The sequence below is a fragment of the Bacillus sp. mrc49 genome, from assembly GCF_002803435.1.
This window is the reverse complement of the sequence record NZ_PHNG01000695.1, coordinates 1-20,207: the sequence shown is the minus strand read 5'-3', so window position 1 is coordinate 20,207 and position 20,207 is coordinate 1. Positions and strand designations below refer to the sequence as shown.

The following is a 20,207-nucleotide window of genomic DNA, read 5'->3' as shown; positions in this document are numbered from 1 at the left end:
AATAATAGTGCAGTTGACGCAAAATAAGCTTAAGCCCTTTCAGGCGTACATGTCGCTATTTCGGAATGATAGCCAATTGAATATTTGTACTATTATTTGTTATGGATACGGAAACATCATCCGTATCCATACCGAGGAAATCATTTCCTTTTAAATTAGCTTTTAATTCGCTTATATCATAGGATACGTCCAAAGATTGAAAAATCACTTCTAAAACAGCCGTGAATTTCTTTTCAATAGTGGGGAAGTCTTCTTTAGATTCCTCAACGAATAAAAAAAGGTCGGCTAGTTTTTTCTTTTCATCTGTTAAATCATAAGTAAGCTGGATCTTATTATCTTTTGTATTGAAACCTGACTCTGTTTTAATCAGGAGCCTTTGATTATCATTGTTTACTATCTCTTTTTCAAAATCCTCCACTGTTATTGAAAAAGTTGGAGGATTTTCCATTACAGCTATTTCTTCAGGAGTGGATTCGGTATCACTAGCATCTTCTGGATTTCCAGTAATTCCATATGGAGAGCATGCTGTTAGTAAGAGTATGCCCAAGATAAGACAAGCATATTTTTTATTCAACGAGCTCGCCCCCATTCAATTCATAGACTATGTCACAAAGATAATTTATTTGCCTATCATCATGGCTTGTTAGTAGAATCGTGACTCCGTTCTTCTTGTAATCCAATAACAGCTCTTGGATCTCAATAACGGATTTCTTATCCAATCCATTGAAAGGTTCATCCAAAACTAATATATTCGGGTTCTCCATAATGGCTTGTGCTATCCTTAAACGTTGTTTCATGCCCAAGGAATATTCCTTCACTTTTTTGTCTTTTGCCTGAGCTAGACCCACCTTTTTTAAGGTTTGAACGATATCTTCTTTTGTAATCTTTTTTTGTATATTTGCTAAGATGGACAAATTATCCATGCCAGTTAAGTAGTTTATGAATGGAGGCTGTTCAATGATGATGCCGGCATTGTCAATATATTTCTTACTGAAAAGGATTCGTTTGCCTTCCACCCAAATCTCGCCATCATTAATTGCCGTAAATCCACAAATCGCTTTTAACAACATCGTTTTGCCTGATCCGTTTGGCCCTACAAAGCCCACACAAATACCTGGATTAATAGATAAGGAAATATTAGTTAGAATGGTGTGATGTTTTATGCTCTTATTAATATTCTGTACTTTAATCATTTTAAGGCCCCTATGCAATTTTATATTTCAAGTTCCGTAGTAAAAAGTGGGAAAGAATCATTAAGCATATTCCGGCAATCATCCCACCAACAAAATAAGCATCTCCACTAATAAATACAATGCTGAACGTCTTTAGTTGCAGATCCATGATGAATAATACGGAAATGAGTATGAACACAGTCAATAATGCCGTCGTTTCTTGGAATTTCAAATAGAGGTAAAACAAGATTGATGAAAGTCCTAAGGAAATGAGAATGCTTGCGATGCCAAAAAATAAAAATTGTCTTATGATTGAAGCTGGATACTCAAATTCCAGTGCACCATGAACAAAAACGAACGTAAAAATGGAACTGACGTATATAAATACAAATAACGTTACAGGAAGGATGTATCGACCCCTGATTATTCTTAAAGCCTCTCGTTGCAGGTTGATTCGGGAAAAAACAAATGGATGATAGGTTTTCTTGATCATGAGGAAAGAAATGGAACCCCAAAAAATCGACGCTGCATAAAACGTATATGGACTGATGAAATGGAGAACGCTATTTCCTTCCATATGTTCAATCTGATTAAAGGCTTTATTAACTAAGATCCGATCAAGGATCGCTTCAGCTGGTAACGATTCATTATAGTCATTCATATAGATGATGATATGTTGATAGCCTTGGATATAGTTAATAAAAGCTAATGAAACGGAAGATATTAGGACGGTTAGTAATAATATTGGATAGTTTTTTATCGCCACTTTTTTAGACCTTTAACTTTCAGGATTTTTAACTGTCTTGTTTACACCCACTACCAGTAATAGTATCGAAATGATAAATAATAGAACCAATGGTAGAAATGCTTCCAATGTGGAATACATGGTGTTGAAAGCGGTAAAGCTTGCGAAAATGTCAAACCAAACACTTTGAGTGTAAACACCTAGTTTTCCGTACAAAAAATAGATGATTAATACCGATACAATGACTTTATACTCTCGATTTAATAAAAGAACCAATGCACACGCTAACAAACTGAACACGAATGCTAAACATAAATAAATTGTACATACCATGAAAACAAAGAAGAGGTAAGGATGGCTGCTATAAAAATTGTGAGGTAAAATTGAAGCGAATCCTCCTATATCATCAAGACTGCGATAAACAAAGATTGTCCCGATCGAATAATACAATAAATAGGTTGATACAACAGTAAACGTTGATAACAATGTATAGTGTATGACATCTCTATAAACAGCCTTCTTTATCAATGGAAATCGATGTCTTCCCAGCACATATAAACTTCTCTTTTCTGTGAATAATCCAAGCGTAGGTAATATGAATAAAACGGGAATGAAGTTGATGATGTGAAACATCGATGAATCAACAAATACTTCCCAAGTTGAAATGCCTGCTATAAAACTGTGTCTGATGTCTTCTTTAGTCCCTGCTAAATCAGGTGCGTTATAATCCATAGTCATGATTTCAAAATAATGACTAGCAAACACCCAGGAAAGGGTCAATCCGCCAAACAACAAAAAAAATGCTAACGCCATATATCTGCTTCTAATTTTAAATTTACTGAGTAACATTGAATTTCCTCCGCTGTTTCTACTAGCTTTAATTATTTAAAGGAGTGTTGCCCAAGAATGAAATTCCGGACAACACTTTACATTCCATTAACGTTTAACCGCCACTTGCAGACCAAGAACCTTTTATCGTCACTTTCCCTCCACCAGTGTTATTCGTTTTTCTTAGCCCTAATTTGTACTTGTACCCTACCTCGGCCTTCTCAGTTTTAAATGTGGCCCGCTTTCCTCTTTGGACAGTCGTTCCACCTCTGTATACACCATCAGAGTTTTTCATATTTGCTGTAATCCAAGCAGTACCAGAATCGTTGGATAGATTAACAACGCCTCTAGTGTTTGATTTTCTCAACGAATATGGTGCAAATTTTTCAGCTCCAGAATAAGTAACATTATAACCAGAGAAGCTTCGTACCTCCTGAGCTTGTGTTTCCGTGCCTGCATACCCTAGAATGCCTAATGATAAAAGCCCTGTTAATACTAATTTGCTTTTTCTCAATGTAATTCCCCTACCAATTAAAGGTTATTTTGGCTGCAACCACCCACATTGTATATAATATTCTGATAAATTACAAACAAAAACAAGTAAAAAGCCTGTGATTCATCCACGAATAATGAAAAGTATAGTGAATAAACGGGACTATATGCTGATTTTTGTCTTGGGTAATTTATAAAAAAACAAAAATGTTTTATTTTTTATTGAAACTAAAATCTTCCCATCGAGGACGGCGGATATTCACAGGCAGGTAAGAAGTATTTTATTTCAAAATATCGCAGGTGGATTGCTTTTTATGTCGAACTTGTTATGGATAAGGAGTTGTTTAAATGAATAAAGATCGTTTGTTCAAGTTCATTCAAACTTCCACTCGGGGTAATTTCTTTTCAGTCGAGATAGCCGAAGATGGAACTAAAGTGGCCCAATTAGCCAAGGAGTTAGAGAACGAAGGTAGAATCAAGCTGAGGGAATGCACGCGCAAGGAGCAAGGGATTTATCTGGAGGGAATACTGAAGTTTGTGCCTAGCTAATTCGTTAAGAGCTTTAACGGATTAGCTTTTCCTTTAATGTTTCATATGCTCCAACCTGTAGACAAACTCGAATGATAGTGGAGTTTGTCTACAGGTTTTTTTGGGTTTTGATACTTGACCGTTTCTTGCCACTTTGAGTGATAAAGAAGATGGAGTTTCCATTTGCCTACATCTACAGACTTGGGAATTGTAATTTATCCGTTCACTCCGCATTGCATGAAGACTAAAGTTGAATCGCGATTGCCCGCTGGTTTGATGTATTGGACATTGACCGGTTCATTGCACTGCAGGCACATAGCTTTCCAGAGGCGATCGCAAGGAAAAAACATTGACATATTTCAAACTAATTAATATTATGTTTAATATATAGTAAACAAAAAGAGGAAGTGTTTGTTATTTTAGAAAACGCTGAAATGTTTTGGGGTGCATCTCAGGATGAACTTAAACAAGGGTATATGGAAGATGAGGAGCAATATACATGTTTGTTGTGCGGTCATGCGATTCAAAAGGGAATCGTATACCCAGAGGAAGGGGTTCTTTATGAAGCGAAGCGTTATATGCGAATTCATATTGAACGTGAGCATGTGTCCGTATTTGAATACTTGATGGATCTTGATAAAAAACTTACGGGTCTCACAGACCATCAAAATCGTTTGCTTCGTCTTTTTTACCAAGGGAAGAACGATGCCGAGGTTCAAAAGGAAATGGGTATTGGCAGTGCTTCGACCATTCGCAACCATCGCTTTGTTCTGAAGGAGAAGGAGCGTCAAGCCAAACTTTTTTTAGCGATGATGGAACTTTTGAAAGAGAGAGATGAACATGCACCGGCATTCGTTCCGCTCCATCAAAAAGCAAGGATGGTCGATGACCGTTATAACGTTACAGAGAATGAAAAGGAGGCGGTTATAAAGAAGTTTTTCCCTAACGGTAGCAAGGATGCCTTGAAGTCTTTCCCGCCTAAGGAAAAACAAAGACTGCTCATCCTGCAGGAAATCACGAATCGCTTTGAAAATGAGCGGAAATACGAGGAAAAAGAAATCAATCGAATATTAGGAACCGTCTATCATGATCATGTTCTTTTGCGAAGATATTTAATAGAATATGAATTCTTGGATCGGAAGCCTGATGGGAGCCAATATTGGCTGAAGAAATGAATGGGGGCGTAAGGAATATGGATCGTAAAAAAGAATTGAAGCAATTATTTAAAGAGACGAAAGTGGAAGCGGGAATTTATCAAATAAAAAATCAGCATAATCATAAGGTGTTTATCGCGAGCACAAGAAACCTGAAGACATTGAAAGGTAAACAATTTGAATTATCCATGGGAACCAGTACCAATAAAGCGCTGCAAGAAGAGTGGAATCATTATGGAAAAGATGCTTTTGTCTTTGAGGTGCTAGAGGTATTAAAGCCGAAGGAAACAGGGTTTTTTGATACCAAAAGGGAACTGCAAAAACTTGAAGAAGCGTGGCTGGAGAAGGTGCAGCCTTATGGGGAACGAGGCTATAACAAGGAGAAAGCCAACGGACTATAAAGGATTGGAAGAGTTTCTATACCCTTATTTCGTTTAACGGGTCTGACTTGATAAAGGATCCTGGCTATTGGCGGGTTCTTTATCATTGGCTCTTTCGTGAAAATTGTTGTTTTTAAAACGAAACTAATGAAGGTTGATTGGAGCAGATTGCGAGACTCCTGCGTGAGCAGCGCGACAGGTGAGACCGTTCACTTACGAGGAAGCTCATCGCCCGCCCTCTGCAAAGCTGGGCATTGGAGAAGAAATCAACAACACCGCATTGCTTCGCGATTAGCAACAAAGGATGCGGAAACAGCCTTATCATATTACCCTGGTGAAATATATGTATAGATGGAGATGTGCAATAGATCGGTATATCTTCAACTGGGAGCCGGTTATGGTTCTTTTTTTTGTATAATTTCAAGGTCTACTTGTTGTTGGTTTTTAAATGGTTTAAGCTAGTGGTGAGGAGTGTATCGTTTTCGTAGAAAACTTTCACTAAATAATTTATTATAGGAGCTGCAAATGAAAAAACTAGGATGGACCATGACGGGTATAGGGACAATCATTGCACTGTGTGCCTTGCTTTATCCTTTGAATGTTATTGATAAAACCCGTTGTATTTATTTATTGCTTGGCGGTGCTGGACTGATGTTCATAGGCTCGATGATCAGGGCCTTTTCGCTCCTTAAAAGATGATTGAATGAAGCGGGTGTCAGACTAAGTGTATGAGGGGATTGAAATGGTTGAAGCAAGTTGATGAGATGGATAAAAATCAATTGAAATATGCCCAGCAGCACCTCGCTAATGAACGAACCTTTTTAGCTTGGATAAGAACGGTGATCGCGATTGTTGGGGTTGGTTTTCTCACGACGAGCCTGCATTTTACGATTGGTGTTCATCGTGATGCACGGATTGACTTGATCAGTATTGTACTCGGCATGTTCGCGTGTGCACTTGGTCTTATCATTACAGTGCTGGCAACGTCCGCCTATCTGCAGAAGAGGCGGCAAATACATGATGGGACCTTCCAGTCCTCCAGCGTGAACGTCATACTTATTGCTATATTCATGGTCATTCTGCTATCAATGATCGTTTTATATTTTTCCTTTTTATGAAAGCTTCCCGTTCTGCCCTCTCATTATAGGGCAGTTTTTTTATTTTTTACATTATTTAAATGAAATTACATAATAATGGGAAGATTTCTTCCATTTGAGTTGGATGAACGAAAAACTTAATGAAATCAAGATGCTAATAATCTGGGACGCTGAGTGATGCATATCCGTTGCGTTGTATGGCTTCGTGCTACCTGGAATTAACGATCTGCAGCATCGTGTCAGCAGCCCGTTTTTAATAACCTTGGTAGAAAACTTGACATGCTATGTAGGTGCCATTCATTTTGCGGCAATGGTTTATGGGTTGGGAACGGTGGAATAGGATGAGTGGTGTCTTGAACATGGCTCATGATTTGTTTAATTTCCATTTTGTGAGATAGAATAAAAGAAATCGAAAAGGAGGTCATCCATATGGTGGATATCCAAAAAGGAGAGAATTCTTTTTTTGTTGAAGAAAATGGCGAAAGGCTAGCAGAAATTACATTCTTTAAATCAGGTGTTCATGAAATGACCGTCGACCATACTGTCGTGTCTGACAAGCTTCGCGGTCAGAAGATAGGAAATGCCCTTCTTGAAAAAGTAGTTGCACTTGCACGTGAGGAAAACCTGAAAATTGTTCCGGTATGTTCCTTCGTTCAACAACAGTTTGAAAAACATCCGGATTACGAGGATGTTTGGGCTAAATGAATGAAAGGGCTGGACCTGGGAGGGCTGGATTTATTCGGAACCTTTCCGGGTCCGGCCCTTTCGCCTTTTTAGGACATATACAGCGTGTTCCGGTTGGTGAATCATCACTCAAAAGTGTCTTCATCCATACTTTGTCATAAAGCGCCTTTCCGCGAACGGTTTTGCATGCATTAAATATAGGGGAGGTGGCAGTATGGCAATTAAACTACAGACCCTTTTGGATAGCGCAGCCGAATGTATGGGAAGCGGAATGAACCCGGTCGTGAAAGAGTCGATGCTGGAGGTGGTGAAATCAGCATATGAAGAAGGGATCATGATTCGAATAACACTCGGCCATCGCAGTTTTGCCGAACAAGCCCAATTGTATGGGCAAGGGAGGACGAATAAATCAAAGCCGATCGTGACCTATGCCAAAGCGGGTCAATCGCTGCATAATTATGGACTGGCCGTTGATTTCGTCATCGTCGGCGATGACGGCAGGAGCGCATTATGGACTGAGGAAGAAAAATGGACAAGAGTAGGGGGCATTGCGAAATCGCTAGGTTTTGTTTGGGGCGGGGATTTTTCCCTGTTCCGCGATATTGCGCACCTTGAAATGTCAGGCGGGCTTTCCGTAAGAGATCTCCAAGGAGGCTGGAGGCCGAGTCTTGTATCTAGAAATGATGGACACATAGGAGGCTGACGGCGAAATATACGGTTTGTCACCTATCTGGTTGAAGGAGACATGTAAACGGGGAAGATTTTTTTAGCATTCATGTTTGAGTGCAATCCCCACCTTCTTGAAAATTAATCATTCAATTGACATTTTTATAGAATGTGGCAGTGATGGGGATGTAAGCGTATACAACAAATCTTTTAATTTGGAATTATCAAAAAATTCTCAAAAACCTGTTGACTACCTTCTGAAATACGCGTAAGATAATCACAAATACAAGACATCACACATAAGCGTTCCTTAAAAATATTGAATAATGCGAAAAGCATTGAAGAGGATAAGTAGTCTTTTTACAAGGCATTCACAGAGAGCCGGGTTGCTGAGAACCGGTATTGTCCCGAAAGATGAACTCACCTTGGAGTTTCAGCTTGAACGTCAGACTAGTAGAGCTGAACGGGTGCGTACCAGTACCCGTTACCAAAACAGAGAATGGCTATAGGCTGTTCGAAGTGCGCATGGAATTCCATGCGAAAAAGGGTGGTACCGTGGAGTGGCTCATCAAGCCTTTTCACCCCTTTAACTTGCCAAGGCAAGTACATTTGGGGTGGGAAGGCTTTTTTGTATGCTTAAAAAGCTGAAAATTCAGAATTTTTAAAAGATGAGAAAGCGAAGGAGGTTTTTACGTAATGACACAAAAATCAGTTGTAGCTGATCGGAAAAGTGTAAAGACGCATTATAGTGGTGCCGAGTTCTTGTTGAATGCATTGAAGAAGGAAAATGTCGAAGTGATCTTTGGTTATCCTGGCGGTTCCGTATTGCCGATTTATGACAAGCTTTATAGCTCGGGGCTATTTCATATTTTGACAAGACATGAACAAGGCGCCATCCATGCGGCTGAAGGTTATGCCAGGATTACCGGCAAGCCGGGCGTGGTCATCGTCACCTCAGGCCCAGGTGCAACGAATATTGTTACCGGTTTGGCGGATGCCATGATCGACTCCTTGCCGCTTGTCGTTATTTCCGGCCAGGTCTCAACCAGTGTAATTGGGACAGATGCATTTCAGGAGGCCGATGTTTTGGGCATCACTACCCCGATCACCAAGCATAACTACCAGGTAAGGAAACCGGAAGACCTCCCGCGCATCATAAAAGAAGCCTTTTATATCGCTTCAAGCGGAAGGCCTGGCCCTGTATTGATCGATATACCCAAAGATATGGCGATTGTAGAAGCGCCATCGGTGGAGACGGAGCCGGAGATGGATCTTCCAGGCTATCAGCCGACAACCGTTCCGAATTACCTGCAGATCAGAAAGCTTGTCGAAGCCGTAAGCGGAGCGAAAAGACCGGTCATCCTAGCGGGTGCTGGTGTCCTGCATGCAAAGGCATCCCATTTATTGAAGGAATATGTCGAGCAGCAAGGCATTCCGGTCGTCCACACCTTATTGGGTCTGGGAGGCTTTCCTGCCGATCACCCGCTCTTCATCGGAATGGGCGGTATGCATGGCTGCTTCGCCGCCAATATGGCGTTATCGAAATGTGATTTACTGATTAACATCGGGGCCAGGTTCGATGACCGCTTGACAGGAAATCTTTCCAAGTTCGCCCAGCATGCAGCGGTAGCCCATATCGATATTGATCCAGCTGAAATCGGTAAAAACGTGCCGACGAAGATTCCGGTAGTAGGCAGTGCGAAGGATGCGCTGAAGGAATTGATTGCCCAAAATGGCAGCAAGCCGGAAATTGGTGAATGGACAGTGCAGCTCACAAAGTGGAATGAAGAGTTCCCGTTGCGCTATGACCATGAAGAGGGTGTGTTGAAACCGCAGCGAGTCATCCAGATGCTGCATGAAAAAACAAATGGGGAAGCGATTGTTACGACGGATGTCGGACAGCATCAAATGTGGGCAGCGCAGTACTATCGGTTCAACAAACCGAATTCATGGGTCACCTCGGGGGGGCTGGGAACGATGGGCTTTGGGTTGCCTTCGGCTCTCGGTGCACAGTTGGCCGATCCGAAAGCGACGGTGCTTTCCATTTCGGGGGATGGGGGATTCCAGATGTGCCTTCAGGAACTTTCGGTCATTGCCGAAAGGAAGCTGCCGATCAAAATCATCATCGTCAACAATGGCGCGCTTGGAATGGTTCGGCAGTGGCAGGAACTCTTCCATGAAAACCGGTTTTCACACAGTATTTTCCAATCACATCCGGATTTCGTGAAGCTGGCTGATGCATATGGAATTCCGGGGTACAAGGTGACGACGGAGGAAGAAGCGAGCGCGTGCCTGGATTCAGCGTTAGCGACTGATGGTCCGGTGCTGATTGATTTCCGTGTAAAGCAAAATGAAAATGTTTTTCCGATGGTGGCACAAGGAAAAGGGCTTGATGAGATGGAAGGAGTTTAATGATGAAGGGAATTCTTAGCCTCACCGTGAACAATAGGCCAGGTGTCCTGAATCGGATTACGAACCTGTTCACGAAAAGAAATTATAACATTGAAAGCATGGCTGTCGGTCCATCCGAGCAGGAAGGCATTTCAAGAATGACCTTCGTGGTCGATGTTGACGACGCAGCAGTCGTCGAACAAATCACAAAGCAATTGAACAAGCAAATCGAAGTGTTGAAAGTGATTGACATCACGGATCAGTCGATTGTGGCAAGGGAGCTTGCACTCATCAAAATATTGGTGACCACACAGAGCCGGGCCGAGATTTATGCATTGATCGAACCGTTTCGGGCGTCCGTAATCGATGTCAGCAAAGATAGTCTGACCGTTCAAATCACTGGGGAATCCGATAAAATCGGTGCCTTCATTGAATTGATCAAGCCATATGGCATCAAGGAATTGGCAAGAACAGGAACAGCTGCCATCCCGCGGGGGATGCAGCTGGCACATGCAAAAAGCGCAACCATCGTATAAAACCAAAAACAAAAAAACTACAAAACATGAAAAGAAAAGGGAGATGTAATCATTATGGCAAAAGTATATTATAACGCAGAAGCAAACGAGAATTTTTTCAACAATAAAAAGGTGGCAGTAATCGGATATGGTTCTCAAGGGCACGCACACGCACAAAACCTTCGTGACAGCGGCGTTGAAGTGATCATCGGAATCAGGAAAGGAAAGTCCTTCGATAAAGCGGTGGAAGACGGATTCAATGTTTACACGGTTAAAGAAGCGGCAGAACAAGCAGATGTAATCATGAACCTTTTGCCGGATGAAACCCAGCCTAAAGTATATCAAGACGAAATCAAACCGGTATTGCGTGCAGGTCAAGCATTAATGTTCGCACACGGATTCAACGTCCATTTCAATCAAATCGTTCCGCCCGCAGACGTAGATGTATTATTGGTAGCGCCTAAAGGCCCTGGACATTTAGTTCGCCGTACATATGAACAAGGTGCAGGAGTGCCGGCATTGTTTGCCATCCATCAAAATGTTACGGGCGAAGCAAGGGAATTGGCGCTTGCGTACGCAAGGGCAATCGGTGCATTAAGAGCGGGCGGATTGGAAACGACATTCCAGGAAGAAACGGAAACGGATTTATTCGGTGAGCAAGCTGTCCTTTGCGGCGGACTGACGTCGCTTGTGAAAGCTGGCTTCGAAACACTGACAGAAGCCGGATACCAGCCGGAAGTAGCCTACTTCGAGTGTTTACATGAACTGAAATTGATCATCGACCTTATGTATGAAGGCGGGATGGAAAACATGCGCTATTCGATCTCCGACACAGCTCAATGGGGAGATTTCGTTTCCGGGCCACGCGTTGTGACGGAAACGACGAAACAAGCCATGAAAGCGATCTTGAAAGATATCCAAGACGGCGAGTTTGCTAAAGGATGGATCTTGGAAAACCAAGCGAATCGTCCGGTCTTCAATGCCATCAATAACCGCGAAAACCAACATCAAATCGAAGTTGTCGGCCGTGAATTAAGAAAGATGATGCCATTCGTCAAACCTCAACAAAAAGAGAAAGAAGTGGTAGCCGTTGCGAAAAATTAATATATTTGAAACGACGCTTCGAGATGGGGAGCAATCCGCTGGCGTTAACTTGAATTTCACCGAAAAACTTGAAATAGCTTATCAGCTTGAAAGATTGGGTGTCGATATTATCGAAGCCGGTTTTCCGGCAGCATCCAAAGGGGATTTCAACTCCGTCCAGGAAATCGCACGCAAAATTAAAAACAGCTCTGTCACAGGGCTGGCGCGTGCGGTGAAAGGAGATATCGATGCAGCTTGGGATTCATTGAAAATCGGGGCGGAACCAAGGCTGCACACGTTCATCGCCACTTCCCCGATACACCGTGAATATAAGTTGAAAATGACGAAGCAGCAAGTGATTGAGAAGTCGGTCGAGATGGTCAAATACGGTGCGGCCCGTTTTCCAATCGTACAGTGGTCCGCAGAAGACGCGAGTCGAACGGAGCTGGACTACTTGGCGGAAATCGTTGAAGCGGTCATACAAGCTGGTGCCAAGGTCATTAATATACCTGACACGGTAGGTTATGCCGCTCCTATCGAATACGGCAACATTTTCAAGTACCTTCGTGAACATGTTCCTTCTATTGATAAGGTTAGTTTATCGGCACACTGCCATGACGACCTGGGGATGGCAACGGCCAATTCATTGGCCGCCATCGAAGGAGGGGCAACACAAGTCGAAGGAACGATCAACGGCATAGGCGAACGTGCCGGTAACGTTGCGCTGGAAGAAGTGGCCATGGCACTGTACATCCGTAAAGACTTCTATCAAGCAAAATCGGACCTCGTATTGAATGAAATCAAACGGACCAGCGATTTGGTCAGCCGCCTGACGGGGATGCAGGTTCCTGCCAATAAAGCGATAATCGGTGCCAATGCATATGCCCATGAGTCGGGCATTCATCAGGATGGCATGCTAAAAGAAAAAACGACATACGAAATCATATCACCTGAACTTGTCGGCGTATCCTCCAATTCACTCGTATTAGGCAAACATTCAGGACGCCATGCCTTCAAAGAGAGATTGCAAGAATTGAATTTTTCCGTGACGGATGAAGAGATGAACTCGTTATTCGTTCAATTCAAGGAATTGGCGGATAATAAAAAGACCATGACGGATGAAGATATCGTGGCACTTGTGCTTGAAGAGAAAGCGGCGGATCTCAGCTTTTATGAATTGACTTCCTTGCAGATTTCTCATGGTACACATCAAACAGCTACAGCGACGGTAACATTGAAAAAAGGCGATCATGAAGAAATTCAGGAGGCAGCCACAGGCGCAGGAAGTGTCGAGGCCCTCTATAATACTATCGAGAGATGCTTGGGATGTGAAGTGAACCTGCAAGACTACCGAATCCAATCGGTGGGCGGAGGAATGGATGCCCTTGCTCAGGTTTTTGTCAAAATTGATTATAACGGTGTGGAAACGAGCGGGCGTGGGCTTGATCAGGACGTTCTGGAAGCATCCGCAAAAGCGTATTTGAACGCTGTGAACCGAGTCATCATCATGAGGGAACTGGAAGAAAAAGCAGTATTACAATAGGAAGGGGAGATTTCGATGAAAAGGAATATTGCGGTGCTTCAGGGAGACGGCATCGGTAGGGAAGTGACTAGAGGCGCTGTAGAAATCCTCGAAGCCGTTGCCCAAAGATACGGACACGAATTTGACTTTCAATATGGTGATATTGGCGGCGGTGCCATCGATCTTACAGGTTCACCATTGCCTGATGATACTGTGAAGATTTGCAAAAATAGCGATGCGGTATTATTAGGGGCAGTCGGAGGCCCGAAATGGGATGATCAGCCAGCGCACCTAAGGCCGGAACGGGGGTTGCTGAAAATCCGTAAAGATTTGAATCTTTATGCCAATATCCGTCCAATCAGCTATTATTCCAGCTTGTCGGAGTCTTCTCCCCTTAAAAAGGAATTCATTGAAGATGTGGATTTCGTGATCGTCAGGGAATTAACCGGAGGCCTTTATTTTGGAAAACCAAGCGAACGAGTGGAAAGGGACGGGAAGGAAGCGGTCGTCGATACGCTTTTCTATCAGAAAAGCGAAATGAAGCGCATCATTGAACTTGCGTTCGCAATGGCTTCCAATCGCAAGAAAAAAGTCACCTCCGTCGATAAAGCGAATGTTCTTGAATCTAGCAGGATGTGGCGTGAAACGGCCGAGGAAGTCGCCAAAGATTATCCGGATGTGACGTTAGAGCATATGCTTGTGGATAATGCGGCCATGCAGCTGATTAAAAACCCGAAACAATTCGATATTATCGTAACGGAGAATATGTTTGGTGACATTTTAAGTGATGAGGCGTCTGTATTGACCGGTTCGCTTGGTATGCTTCCTTCGGCTTCGATATCTGCGGAAGGCCCTAATCTATATGAACCGATTCATGGCTCTGCGCCGGATATTGCTGGCAAAAATTTGGCCAATCCAATCGGGACCATTTTATCAGCCGCTTCCATGCTGCGGTTATCCTTTGGTTTGGAGGATGAGGCACACGCCGTCGAGCAGGCTGTGGAAACGGTGCTTGAATACGGCTTGAGAACAGGCGATATCGCAAATGGGCAACGAGATATTACCACTACTTCAGAGATGATTGCCGAAATTAAAGCCAGCCTATTAGACCAAGAAGCCATTTCCAATATCATGGGTGCTTATGCATAAACGTCTTCACGGCCTAACATTAGGCCGTGTTTTTTAAAAAAATATAAGATTGATCGAGGTGGATACGGATGGGAAAGTCGATAATAGAGAAAATATGGGACCGGCATATTGTAAATGAAGAGGAAGGTAAACCGGATCTATTGTATATAGACCTTCAATATATACATGAGGTGACCTCACCGCAAGCATTTGAAGGGTTGAGATTAAAGGGACGCACCGTCAGGAGGCCGGACCGTACCTTTGCGACCATGGATCATAATGTTCCGACCGTCAATCGCTATTTCATCGAGGATGATATTGCCAGGAAACAGCTGGAAGCACTTGACCAAAATTGTAAGGAGTTCGGTATCCGCCTTGCTGACTTGGATAGTCCGGAACAAGGGATCGTTCACGTCATCGGCCCGGAATTGGGGCTGACGCAGCCGGGAATGACGATTGTTTGCGGGGACAGTCATACCTCCACACATGGTGCGTTCGGATCGATAGCATTTGGAATCGGTACAAGTGAGGTCGAGCATGTATTAGCGACGCAAACGCTATGGCAAACAAAACCAAGAACGTTAAAGCTGGAGGTTAATGGCACGCTTGGACACGGTGTGAAGGCGAAAGATGTCATTTTATATGTCATCTCCAAATTCGGTGTCGATTTTGGCACGGGGCATATCATTGAATACTGTGGGGAAGTTTTCCGGGATATGTCGATGGAGGAGCGAATGACCGTCTGCAATATGTCCATCGAAGGCGGGGCAAGAGCAGGGCTGGTTGCTCCTGATGAAACGACTTTTTCTTATTTGAAGGGTCGTAAATATGTGCCGAAAGGGGAGGAATTCGAGCGACATGTTCAGGATTGGAAGTCACTGTCCAGTGATGAAGATGCTGTATATGACCAAGAAATCATCCTCGACGGCAGCCTCATTTCACCAATGGTAAGCTGGGGCACTAACCCAGGAATGGCCAGTGGTGTGGATGGTAAGGTGCCGACCTTTGCCGAGGATACCATCGATCCGAAGGAATTGAATCGTGCACTTGAGTACATGGGCCTTGAGGAAGGCATGGAGATCACCGATATTCCGGTTCAGCATGTTTTCATAGGGTCTTGTACGAATTCCCGCATCGAGGACTTGCGGCAGGCCGCAGAAATGATAGAAGGCCACGAGGTTCATCAAGGGGTCAGGGCAATGGTCGTTCCGGGCTCGCAAAGTGTAAAAAGGCAAGCGGAAGATGAAGGTCTCGATGAAATCTTTAAATCTGCAGGTTTTGAGTGGCGTGAGTCAGGCTGCAGCATGTGTCTGAGCATGAATCCGGATGCCGTGCCAGCCGGAGAGCATTGTGCCTCGACCAGTAACCGAAACTTCGAAGGTCGCCAGGGTGCAGGTGCAAGGACGCACTTGGTTAGTCCTGCCATGGCTGCTGCGGCTGCCATTCATGGGAAATTTGTCGATATCAGGAATTTTCAGAAGACGGAACAAGTTCATTAACACTTAATTGGAGGTGCAAGGAATGGAACCCATTACTTTATATAAAGGAAGAGCGGCGGTACTTGACCGTAAAAACGTGGATACCGATCAAATTATCCCTAAGCAGTTTTTGAAACGGATCGAGCGCAGCGGCTTTGGGGAATTTTTATTCTATAACTGGCGTTTTGATGAAAACGGGAAAGAACGTCCTGATTTTGAGTTGAATCAACCCCATAATCAAAACACATCCATTTTAATAGCAGGTGAAAACTTCGGTTGCGGTTCCTCGCGCGAGCATGCTCCATGGTCATTGAAAGACTACGGCTTCGATATCGTCATCGCACCGTCGTATGCAGATATTTTCAAAAGTAATTGCATGAAAAATGGCATGGTTCCGATCGCATTGACGCCGGATGAAGTCAGGCATTTGATGCGGGCTGCATCAGCGCCTGACCATGAGCTGACGATCGATCTTCCGAATCAAACCTTGAAGGACGACCAAGGATTCGAAGCAAGCTTTGACATTCATCCATACTGGAAGGAAATGCTCGTCAAGGGGTGGGATGAAATATCCATCACGCTTCAATATGACAAAGAGATTTCTGCCTATGAATCACGAACCAAAGCTGTATCCATATAAGCGCAGAAGGATTATCTCCCGTTTTCATTTCCCATTGGGAAAGAAAACGGGATTTTTTATGGCTTGAAATGCGGAAATCAGCACATAACATTGAAGATCCGGGGAAATTTTTGTGTTTCCTTCTATTACATGCTAAACTGTTTTTCAAAAAGGGAACGGTGAGGCGGAAAATAGGATGGATAATGAGAACAATCGAAAAAAGGACGGAGAAGCTAGGATTATCGCCTTTCCCAAGCTCGGTGAAAGGCTGATCGCAAAAGGGTTGGATGAGCTAGGTAATCGAAACTTCAAAGCTGCTGCCCAGCTTTTCAGCCAAGCGAGGGAGTATGAACCTGAAGATGATGAGGTATGCATGGGGCTCGTAGTCTCGCTTGTCGAACTGGAGTTTTATGAGGAGTCGAAGGAATTGTGCAAAGAGATGCTGAATAAAGGCATCGGTGACTATTTTCAACTTATCAATATCTATTTGATGGTTCTGCTGCAATTAGGCGAGCATCAGGAAATGGTCACGACGATCGAGCTGCTGTTTGACGAGAACCAAATTCCGTTCGACAAAGAGGAACAATTCGAGAAGATGCTGCAGTTCAGTAAACGGGCACTTGAGGACAAAAAAGAGGAAGAAGACAGGAACACTCAGCAGATTGCAGCGGAATTGCAAAAGGATGGGCTTTTTGAAGGCAAGACGGATAATGAAATGTTTTTGGTCATTTCAAAACTAACGCATATCAATATCCGACCGTTTATCCCTCAAATCGAGCAATTTCTGCAATCGGAGGGGCACCCCTTCTTTAAAACGATGCTCCTTAACATTCTGACCGATCAGGAATATAACGAACAAGTGAGATTTAGCAAATTCAATGAATCGAAGTCGGTCCTCCCGACTGAATTGAAGAGCTTGAAGGAAACGGACTTCTATAAGAAGATCACCAGCCTGACGGAAGCAAGAATCAGTCAAGATAACCCAAGCTTGTTCGAGATGGTGCATAGTTTAATCGAACGGCATTCCTTCCTGTTATACCCCTTCGAACCGGACCAGGAGAGCATTCCTTCTTGGGCGGCCGCTTACCATGCCTTGGCGGAGGAATACATGACTGGTGAAGTTTCCGAGGGGGGCATTGCAGGATTTTACCTCGCAGAAGAGGAAGCCGTAGCCGATATTCTTTCCTATTTAAAAGAAATTGAGGAAATTTCTTATCCCATTATTTAACCTATTGCTGTTGTAACAGAATCAACCTGTGGTATAATGTAGTGGTTGTAATGTATAATTCGTCTAATTTTGACGAAACCCAAGATTTTTTGGGTATATTTGAGGGATGACTTGTTAACACTTGCAAAGCATATTCATCCAATGCTTATTATTGAAGTATATAGATTTTTTGGAGGGAAACACATGTCTGTAAAATGGGAAAAACAAGAAGGTAATCAAGGCGTACTAACAATCGAAGTTGACGCTGCAAAAGTAAACGAAGGTTTAGACGCAGCTTTCAAAAAAGTAGTGAAACAAGTAAACGTACCTGGCTTCCGTAAAGGTAAAATGCCACGTCAAATGTTCGAAAAAAAATTCGGCGTAGAATCTCTTTACCAAGATGCGCTTGATATCATTCTTCCGGACGCATACGCAAATGCTGTCGAAGAAGCTGGAATTCAGCCTGTAGATCGTCCAGAAATCGACATCGAGAAAATGGAAAAAGGCGAAAACCTAATTTTCACTGCAACTGTAACAGTTAAGCCAGAAGTTAAATTAGGAGATTACAAAGGTGTTGAAGTTGAAAAGTTCAACACTGAAGTAACGGACGAAGATGTGGATAACGAATTGAAAACTTTACAAGAGCGTCAAGCTGAGCTTGTCGTGAAAGAAGAAGGACAAGTTGCCGAAGGCGATACAGTTGTTCTTGACTTTGAAGGATTCGTTGATGGTGAAGCATTCGAAGGCGGAGCTAGCGAAAACCATTCATTGGAAATCGGTTCTAATTCTTTCATCCCAGGATTCGAAGAGCAACTTGTTGGTCTTGAAACTGGCGCTGAAAAAGATATCGAAGTTACTTTCCCTGAAGAATACCATGCTGCTGAACTTGCAGGAAAACCAGCTGTATTCAAAGTGAAAATTCACGAAATCAAAACAAAACAACTTCCTGAGTTGGATGATGAGTTCGCGAAAGACGTTGACGACGAAGTGGAAACGTTGGCTGAACTGAAAGAAAAAACAAAACATAAATTAGAGCATGACAAAAAACATGAAGAAGAAAACTTCATTCAAAACACTGTAATTGGCAAAGCTGTTGAAGGTGCAGAAATGGACGTTCCTGAAGCTATGATTTCCAATGAAGTGGACCGCATGATGAACGAATTCTCTCAACGCATTCAATCTCAAGGTCTTAATCTAGAACTTTACTACCAATTCTCAGGTCAAGACGAAGAAGCTTTGAAAGCGCAAATGAAAGAAGAAGCTGAAGGACAAGTTCGTACGAGCTTAACTCTTGAAGCAATCGCTGAAGCTGAAAAGCTTGAAGCGACTGATGAAGATGTAGAAGCCGAGCTTGGACAAATGGCTACAATGTACAATATGGAAATTGATGCGATCAAACAAGCTCTTGGAAACTTGGAAGGCATCAAAGGCGATCTTAAAATTAAGAAAGCCATTGACTTCTTGGTAGAAAACAGCAAAACAGTTGACGCTAAATAATTTTTATAAGTAAGCGGATTTTAATATTTTCTTTTAAAAAAACAAGGCGCGAGTAATCGTGCCTTGTTTTATACATATTGAGAATTAGTGGAAATTTCAAATATCGGTTATTTCCTGATTGATTTTTTTTGGATTTCAGTGTAGATTAGTTCTAATACCGCATATACATATTTATACAGCGAATCCTAATTTTAAAAATCAAAAGTTTTGGGCATACTGGTAAAGGGCAAATACATATTGATTGATTATTGTACTTATTTAACAACTCGGACGCGTGAGCATTTTTGTTACTAAACTTCCAAGAACATGATAAAATGCAAAACATACTAGGGATTTGGAATGCTTAACTAGAGGTGTGCCTAGTTTTTTTCAATTAAGATTGGGTACCGCTATGTACTAGAGTTGGAAGAGTATTTAAAGGGGTGAACGTACATGTTTAAATTTAATGATGAAAAAGGACAGTTGAAATGTTCTTTTTGCGGAAAAACACAAGAACAAGTCCGTAAACTGGTTGCTGGTCCAGGTGTATATATTTGTGACGAGTGTATCGAGCTTTGTACGGAAATCGTCGAGGAAGAACTTGGTACTGATGAAGAAGTGGAATTCAGAGATGTACCTAAACCTATGGAAATCCGGGAAATTCTTGATGAATACGTGATTGGACAAGAACAGGCGAAGAAATCTTTGGCTGTTGCGGTTTACAATCATTATAAGCGTATCAATTCCAATAGCAAAGTCGACGATGTCGAGCTTTCGAAAAGTAACATTGCCCTAATCGGACCGACAGGAAGCGGGAAAACCCTTCTTGCACAAACGCTGGCACGTCTATTGAATGTTCCTTTTGCCATTGCTGATGCGACTTCATTGACGGAAGCTGGATACGTAGGGGAAGATGTGGAAAATATCCTCCTTAAATTGATTCAAGCAGCCGATTATGACGTTGAAAAAGCGGAAAAAGGCATCATATATATTGATGAAATCGATAAAGTTGCCCGTAAATCGGAAAATCCTTCGATTACGC

General features: G+C 42.7%; 22 protein-coding genes and 1 other annotated feature. Of the genes, 17 read left to right on the top strand and 5 right to left on the bottom strand.

The genetic code is table 11. The features are described from left to right. Positions 1 to 55: 55 nt before the first annotated feature. The 5 genes from CVN76_RS15500 to CVN76_RS15480 form a co-directional block, all read right to left on the bottom strand. Positions 56 to 574: a hypothetical protein gene (locus CVN76_RS15500; protein WP_100532023.1), complete on the bottom strand. Its 519-nt coding sequence runs from the start codon at positions 572 to 574 to the stop codon at positions 56 to 58. After that, the gene (locus tag CVN76_RS15495) at positions 567 to 1,193 is read right to left on the bottom strand and encodes an ABC transporter ATP-binding protein (RefSeq protein ID WP_100532022.1); all 627 of its coding nucleotides are present in this window, start codon (positions 1,191 to 1,193) and stop codon (positions 567 to 569) included. Before CVN76_RS15495 ends, CVN76_RS15500 begins: the two co-directional genes overlap by 8 nt. A 10-nt stretch (positions 1,194 to 1,203) precedes the next feature. Further along, positions 1,204 to 1,938: a hypothetical protein gene (locus CVN76_RS15490; RefSeq protein WP_100532021.1), complete on the bottom strand. Its 735-nt coding sequence runs from the start codon at positions 1,936 to 1,938 to the stop codon at positions 1,204 to 1,206. Between the two features lie 12 nt (positions 1,939 to 1,950). After that, the gene (locus tag CVN76_RS15485) at positions 1,951 to 2,766 is read right to left on the bottom strand and encodes a hypothetical protein (protein WP_100532020.1); all 816 of its coding nucleotides are present in this window, start codon (positions 2,764 to 2,766) and stop codon (positions 1,951 to 1,953) included. A gap of 94 nt (positions 2,767 to 2,860) precedes the next feature. Continuing rightward, positions 2,861 to 3,259: a hypothetical protein gene (locus CVN76_RS15480; protein WP_100532019.1), complete on the bottom strand. Its 399-nt coding sequence runs from the start codon at positions 3,257 to 3,259 to the stop codon at positions 2,861 to 2,863. Positions 3,260 to 3,585: 326 nt separating this feature from the next. Between CVN76_RS15480 and CVN76_RS15475 the strand changes: the two genes are divergently transcribed. The 17 genes from CVN76_RS15475 to CVN76_RS15395 form a co-directional block, all read left to right on the top strand. After that, entirely contained in the window at positions 3,586 to 3,786 is a 201-nt protein-coding gene (locus tag CVN76_RS15475) for a hypothetical protein (protein ID WP_061143516.1), read from the top strand. Between the two features lie 413 nt (positions 3,787 to 4,199). Further along, positions 4,200 to 4,940, top strand: a complete 741-nt coding sequence (locus tag CVN76_RS15470) for a DUF2087 domain-containing protein (protein WP_100532018.1) — start codon at positions 4,200 to 4,202, stop codon at positions 4,938 to 4,940. A gap of 17 nt (positions 4,941 to 4,957) precedes the next feature. Further along, positions 4,958 to 5,320, top strand: coding sequence for a GIY-YIG nuclease family protein (locus tag CVN76_RS15465; protein WP_061143531.1), 363 nt, complete (start codon positions 4,958 to 4,960; stop codon positions 5,318 to 5,320). Between the two features lie 504 nt (positions 5,321 to 5,824). Further along, positions 5,825 to 5,998: a hypothetical protein gene (locus CVN76_RS31450; protein WP_198512576.1), complete on the top strand. Its 174-nt coding sequence runs from the start codon at positions 5,825 to 5,827 to the stop codon at positions 5,996 to 5,998. A 47-nt stretch (positions 5,999 to 6,045) separates the two neighbouring features. Further along, entirely contained in the window at positions 6,046 to 6,417 is a 372-nt protein-coding gene (locus CVN76_RS15460; RefSeq protein WP_232732259.1) for a YidH family protein, read from the top strand. 408 nt (positions 6,418 to 6,825) lie between these two features. Beyond that, entirely contained in the window at positions 6,826 to 7,101 is a 276-nt protein-coding gene (locus tag CVN76_RS15455; RefSeq protein WP_061143514.1) for a GNAT family N-acetyltransferase, read from the top strand. Between the two features lie 193 nt (positions 7,102 to 7,294). Continuing rightward, on the top strand, positions 7,295 to 7,783 hold the full coding sequence (locus CVN76_RS15450; protein WP_100532017.1) for a M15 family metallopeptidase: 489 nt from the start codon (positions 7,295 to 7,297) through the stop codon (positions 7,781 to 7,783). Positions 7,784 to 8,075: 292 nt separating this feature from the next. Continuing rightward, positions 8,076 to 8,335 (top strand) — a binding site (T-box leader). 107 nt (positions 8,336 to 8,442) lie between these two features. Beyond that, positions 8,443 to 10,158 (top strand): acetolactate synthase large subunit, encoded by a 1,716-nt coding sequence (gene ilvB / locus CVN76_RS15440; RefSeq protein ID WP_100532015.1) that lies wholly within the window; start codon positions 8,443 to 8,445, stop codon positions 10,156 to 10,158. Positions 10,159 to 10,160: 2 nt separating this feature from the next. Beyond that, complete coding sequence (gene ilvN, locus CVN76_RS15435; protein WP_100532014.1) at positions 10,161 to 10,673, top strand: acetolactate synthase small subunit; 513 nt, start codon at positions 10,161 to 10,163, stop codon at positions 10,671 to 10,673. Between the two features lie 54 nt (positions 10,674 to 10,727). After that, on the top strand, positions 10,728 to 11,756 hold the full coding sequence (ilvC, locus tag CVN76_RS15430) for a ketol-acid reductoisomerase (protein ID WP_061143510.1): 1,029 nt from the start codon (positions 10,728 to 10,730) through the stop codon (positions 11,754 to 11,756). Then, positions 11,743 to 13,278 carry a 2-isopropylmalate synthase gene (locus CVN76_RS15425; RefSeq protein ID WP_100532013.1) on the top strand — a complete coding sequence of 512 codons (1,536 nt, stop codon included), beginning with the start codon at positions 11,743 to 11,745 and terminating at the stop codon, positions 13,276 to 13,278. The genes ilvC and CVN76_RS15425 overlap by 14 nt, the downstream gene beginning before the upstream one ends. Before the next feature lie 15 nt (positions 13,279 to 13,293). Continuing rightward, positions 13,294 to 14,406, top strand: a complete 1,113-nt coding sequence (gene leuB / locus CVN76_RS15420) for a 3-isopropylmalate dehydrogenase (protein WP_100532012.1) — start codon at positions 13,294 to 13,296, stop codon at positions 14,404 to 14,406. A 68-nt stretch (positions 14,407 to 14,474) separates the two neighbouring features. Then, a complete protein-coding gene (gene leuC, locus CVN76_RS15415; RefSeq protein ID WP_100532011.1) occupies positions 14,475 to 15,884 on the top strand; it encodes a 3-isopropylmalate dehydratase large subunit in 1,410 nt (469 codons plus the stop codon). Positions 15,885 to 15,906: 22 nt separating this feature from the next. Next, a complete protein-coding gene (leuD, locus tag CVN76_RS15410; protein WP_061143506.1) occupies positions 15,907 to 16,503 on the top strand; it encodes a 3-isopropylmalate dehydratase small subunit in 597 nt (198 codons plus the stop codon). A 175-nt stretch (positions 16,504 to 16,678) separates the two neighbouring features. Next, positions 16,679 to 17,710: a tetratricopeptide repeat protein gene (locus tag CVN76_RS15405; RefSeq protein WP_100532010.1), complete on the top strand. Its 1,032-nt coding sequence runs from the start codon at positions 16,679 to 16,681 to the stop codon at positions 17,708 to 17,710. Between the two features lie 183 nt (positions 17,711 to 17,893). Next, complete coding sequence (gene tig, locus CVN76_RS15400; RefSeq protein WP_061143504.1) at positions 17,894 to 19,186, top strand: trigger factor; 1,293 nt, start codon at positions 17,894 to 17,896, stop codon at positions 19,184 to 19,186. Between the two features lie 432 nt (positions 19,187 to 19,618). Continuing rightward, positions 19,619 to 20,207, top strand: a 589-nt coding sequence (locus tag CVN76_RS15395; protein ID WP_157805423.1) for a ClpX C4-type zinc finger protein, incomplete at its 3' end; no start/stop codon positions are given.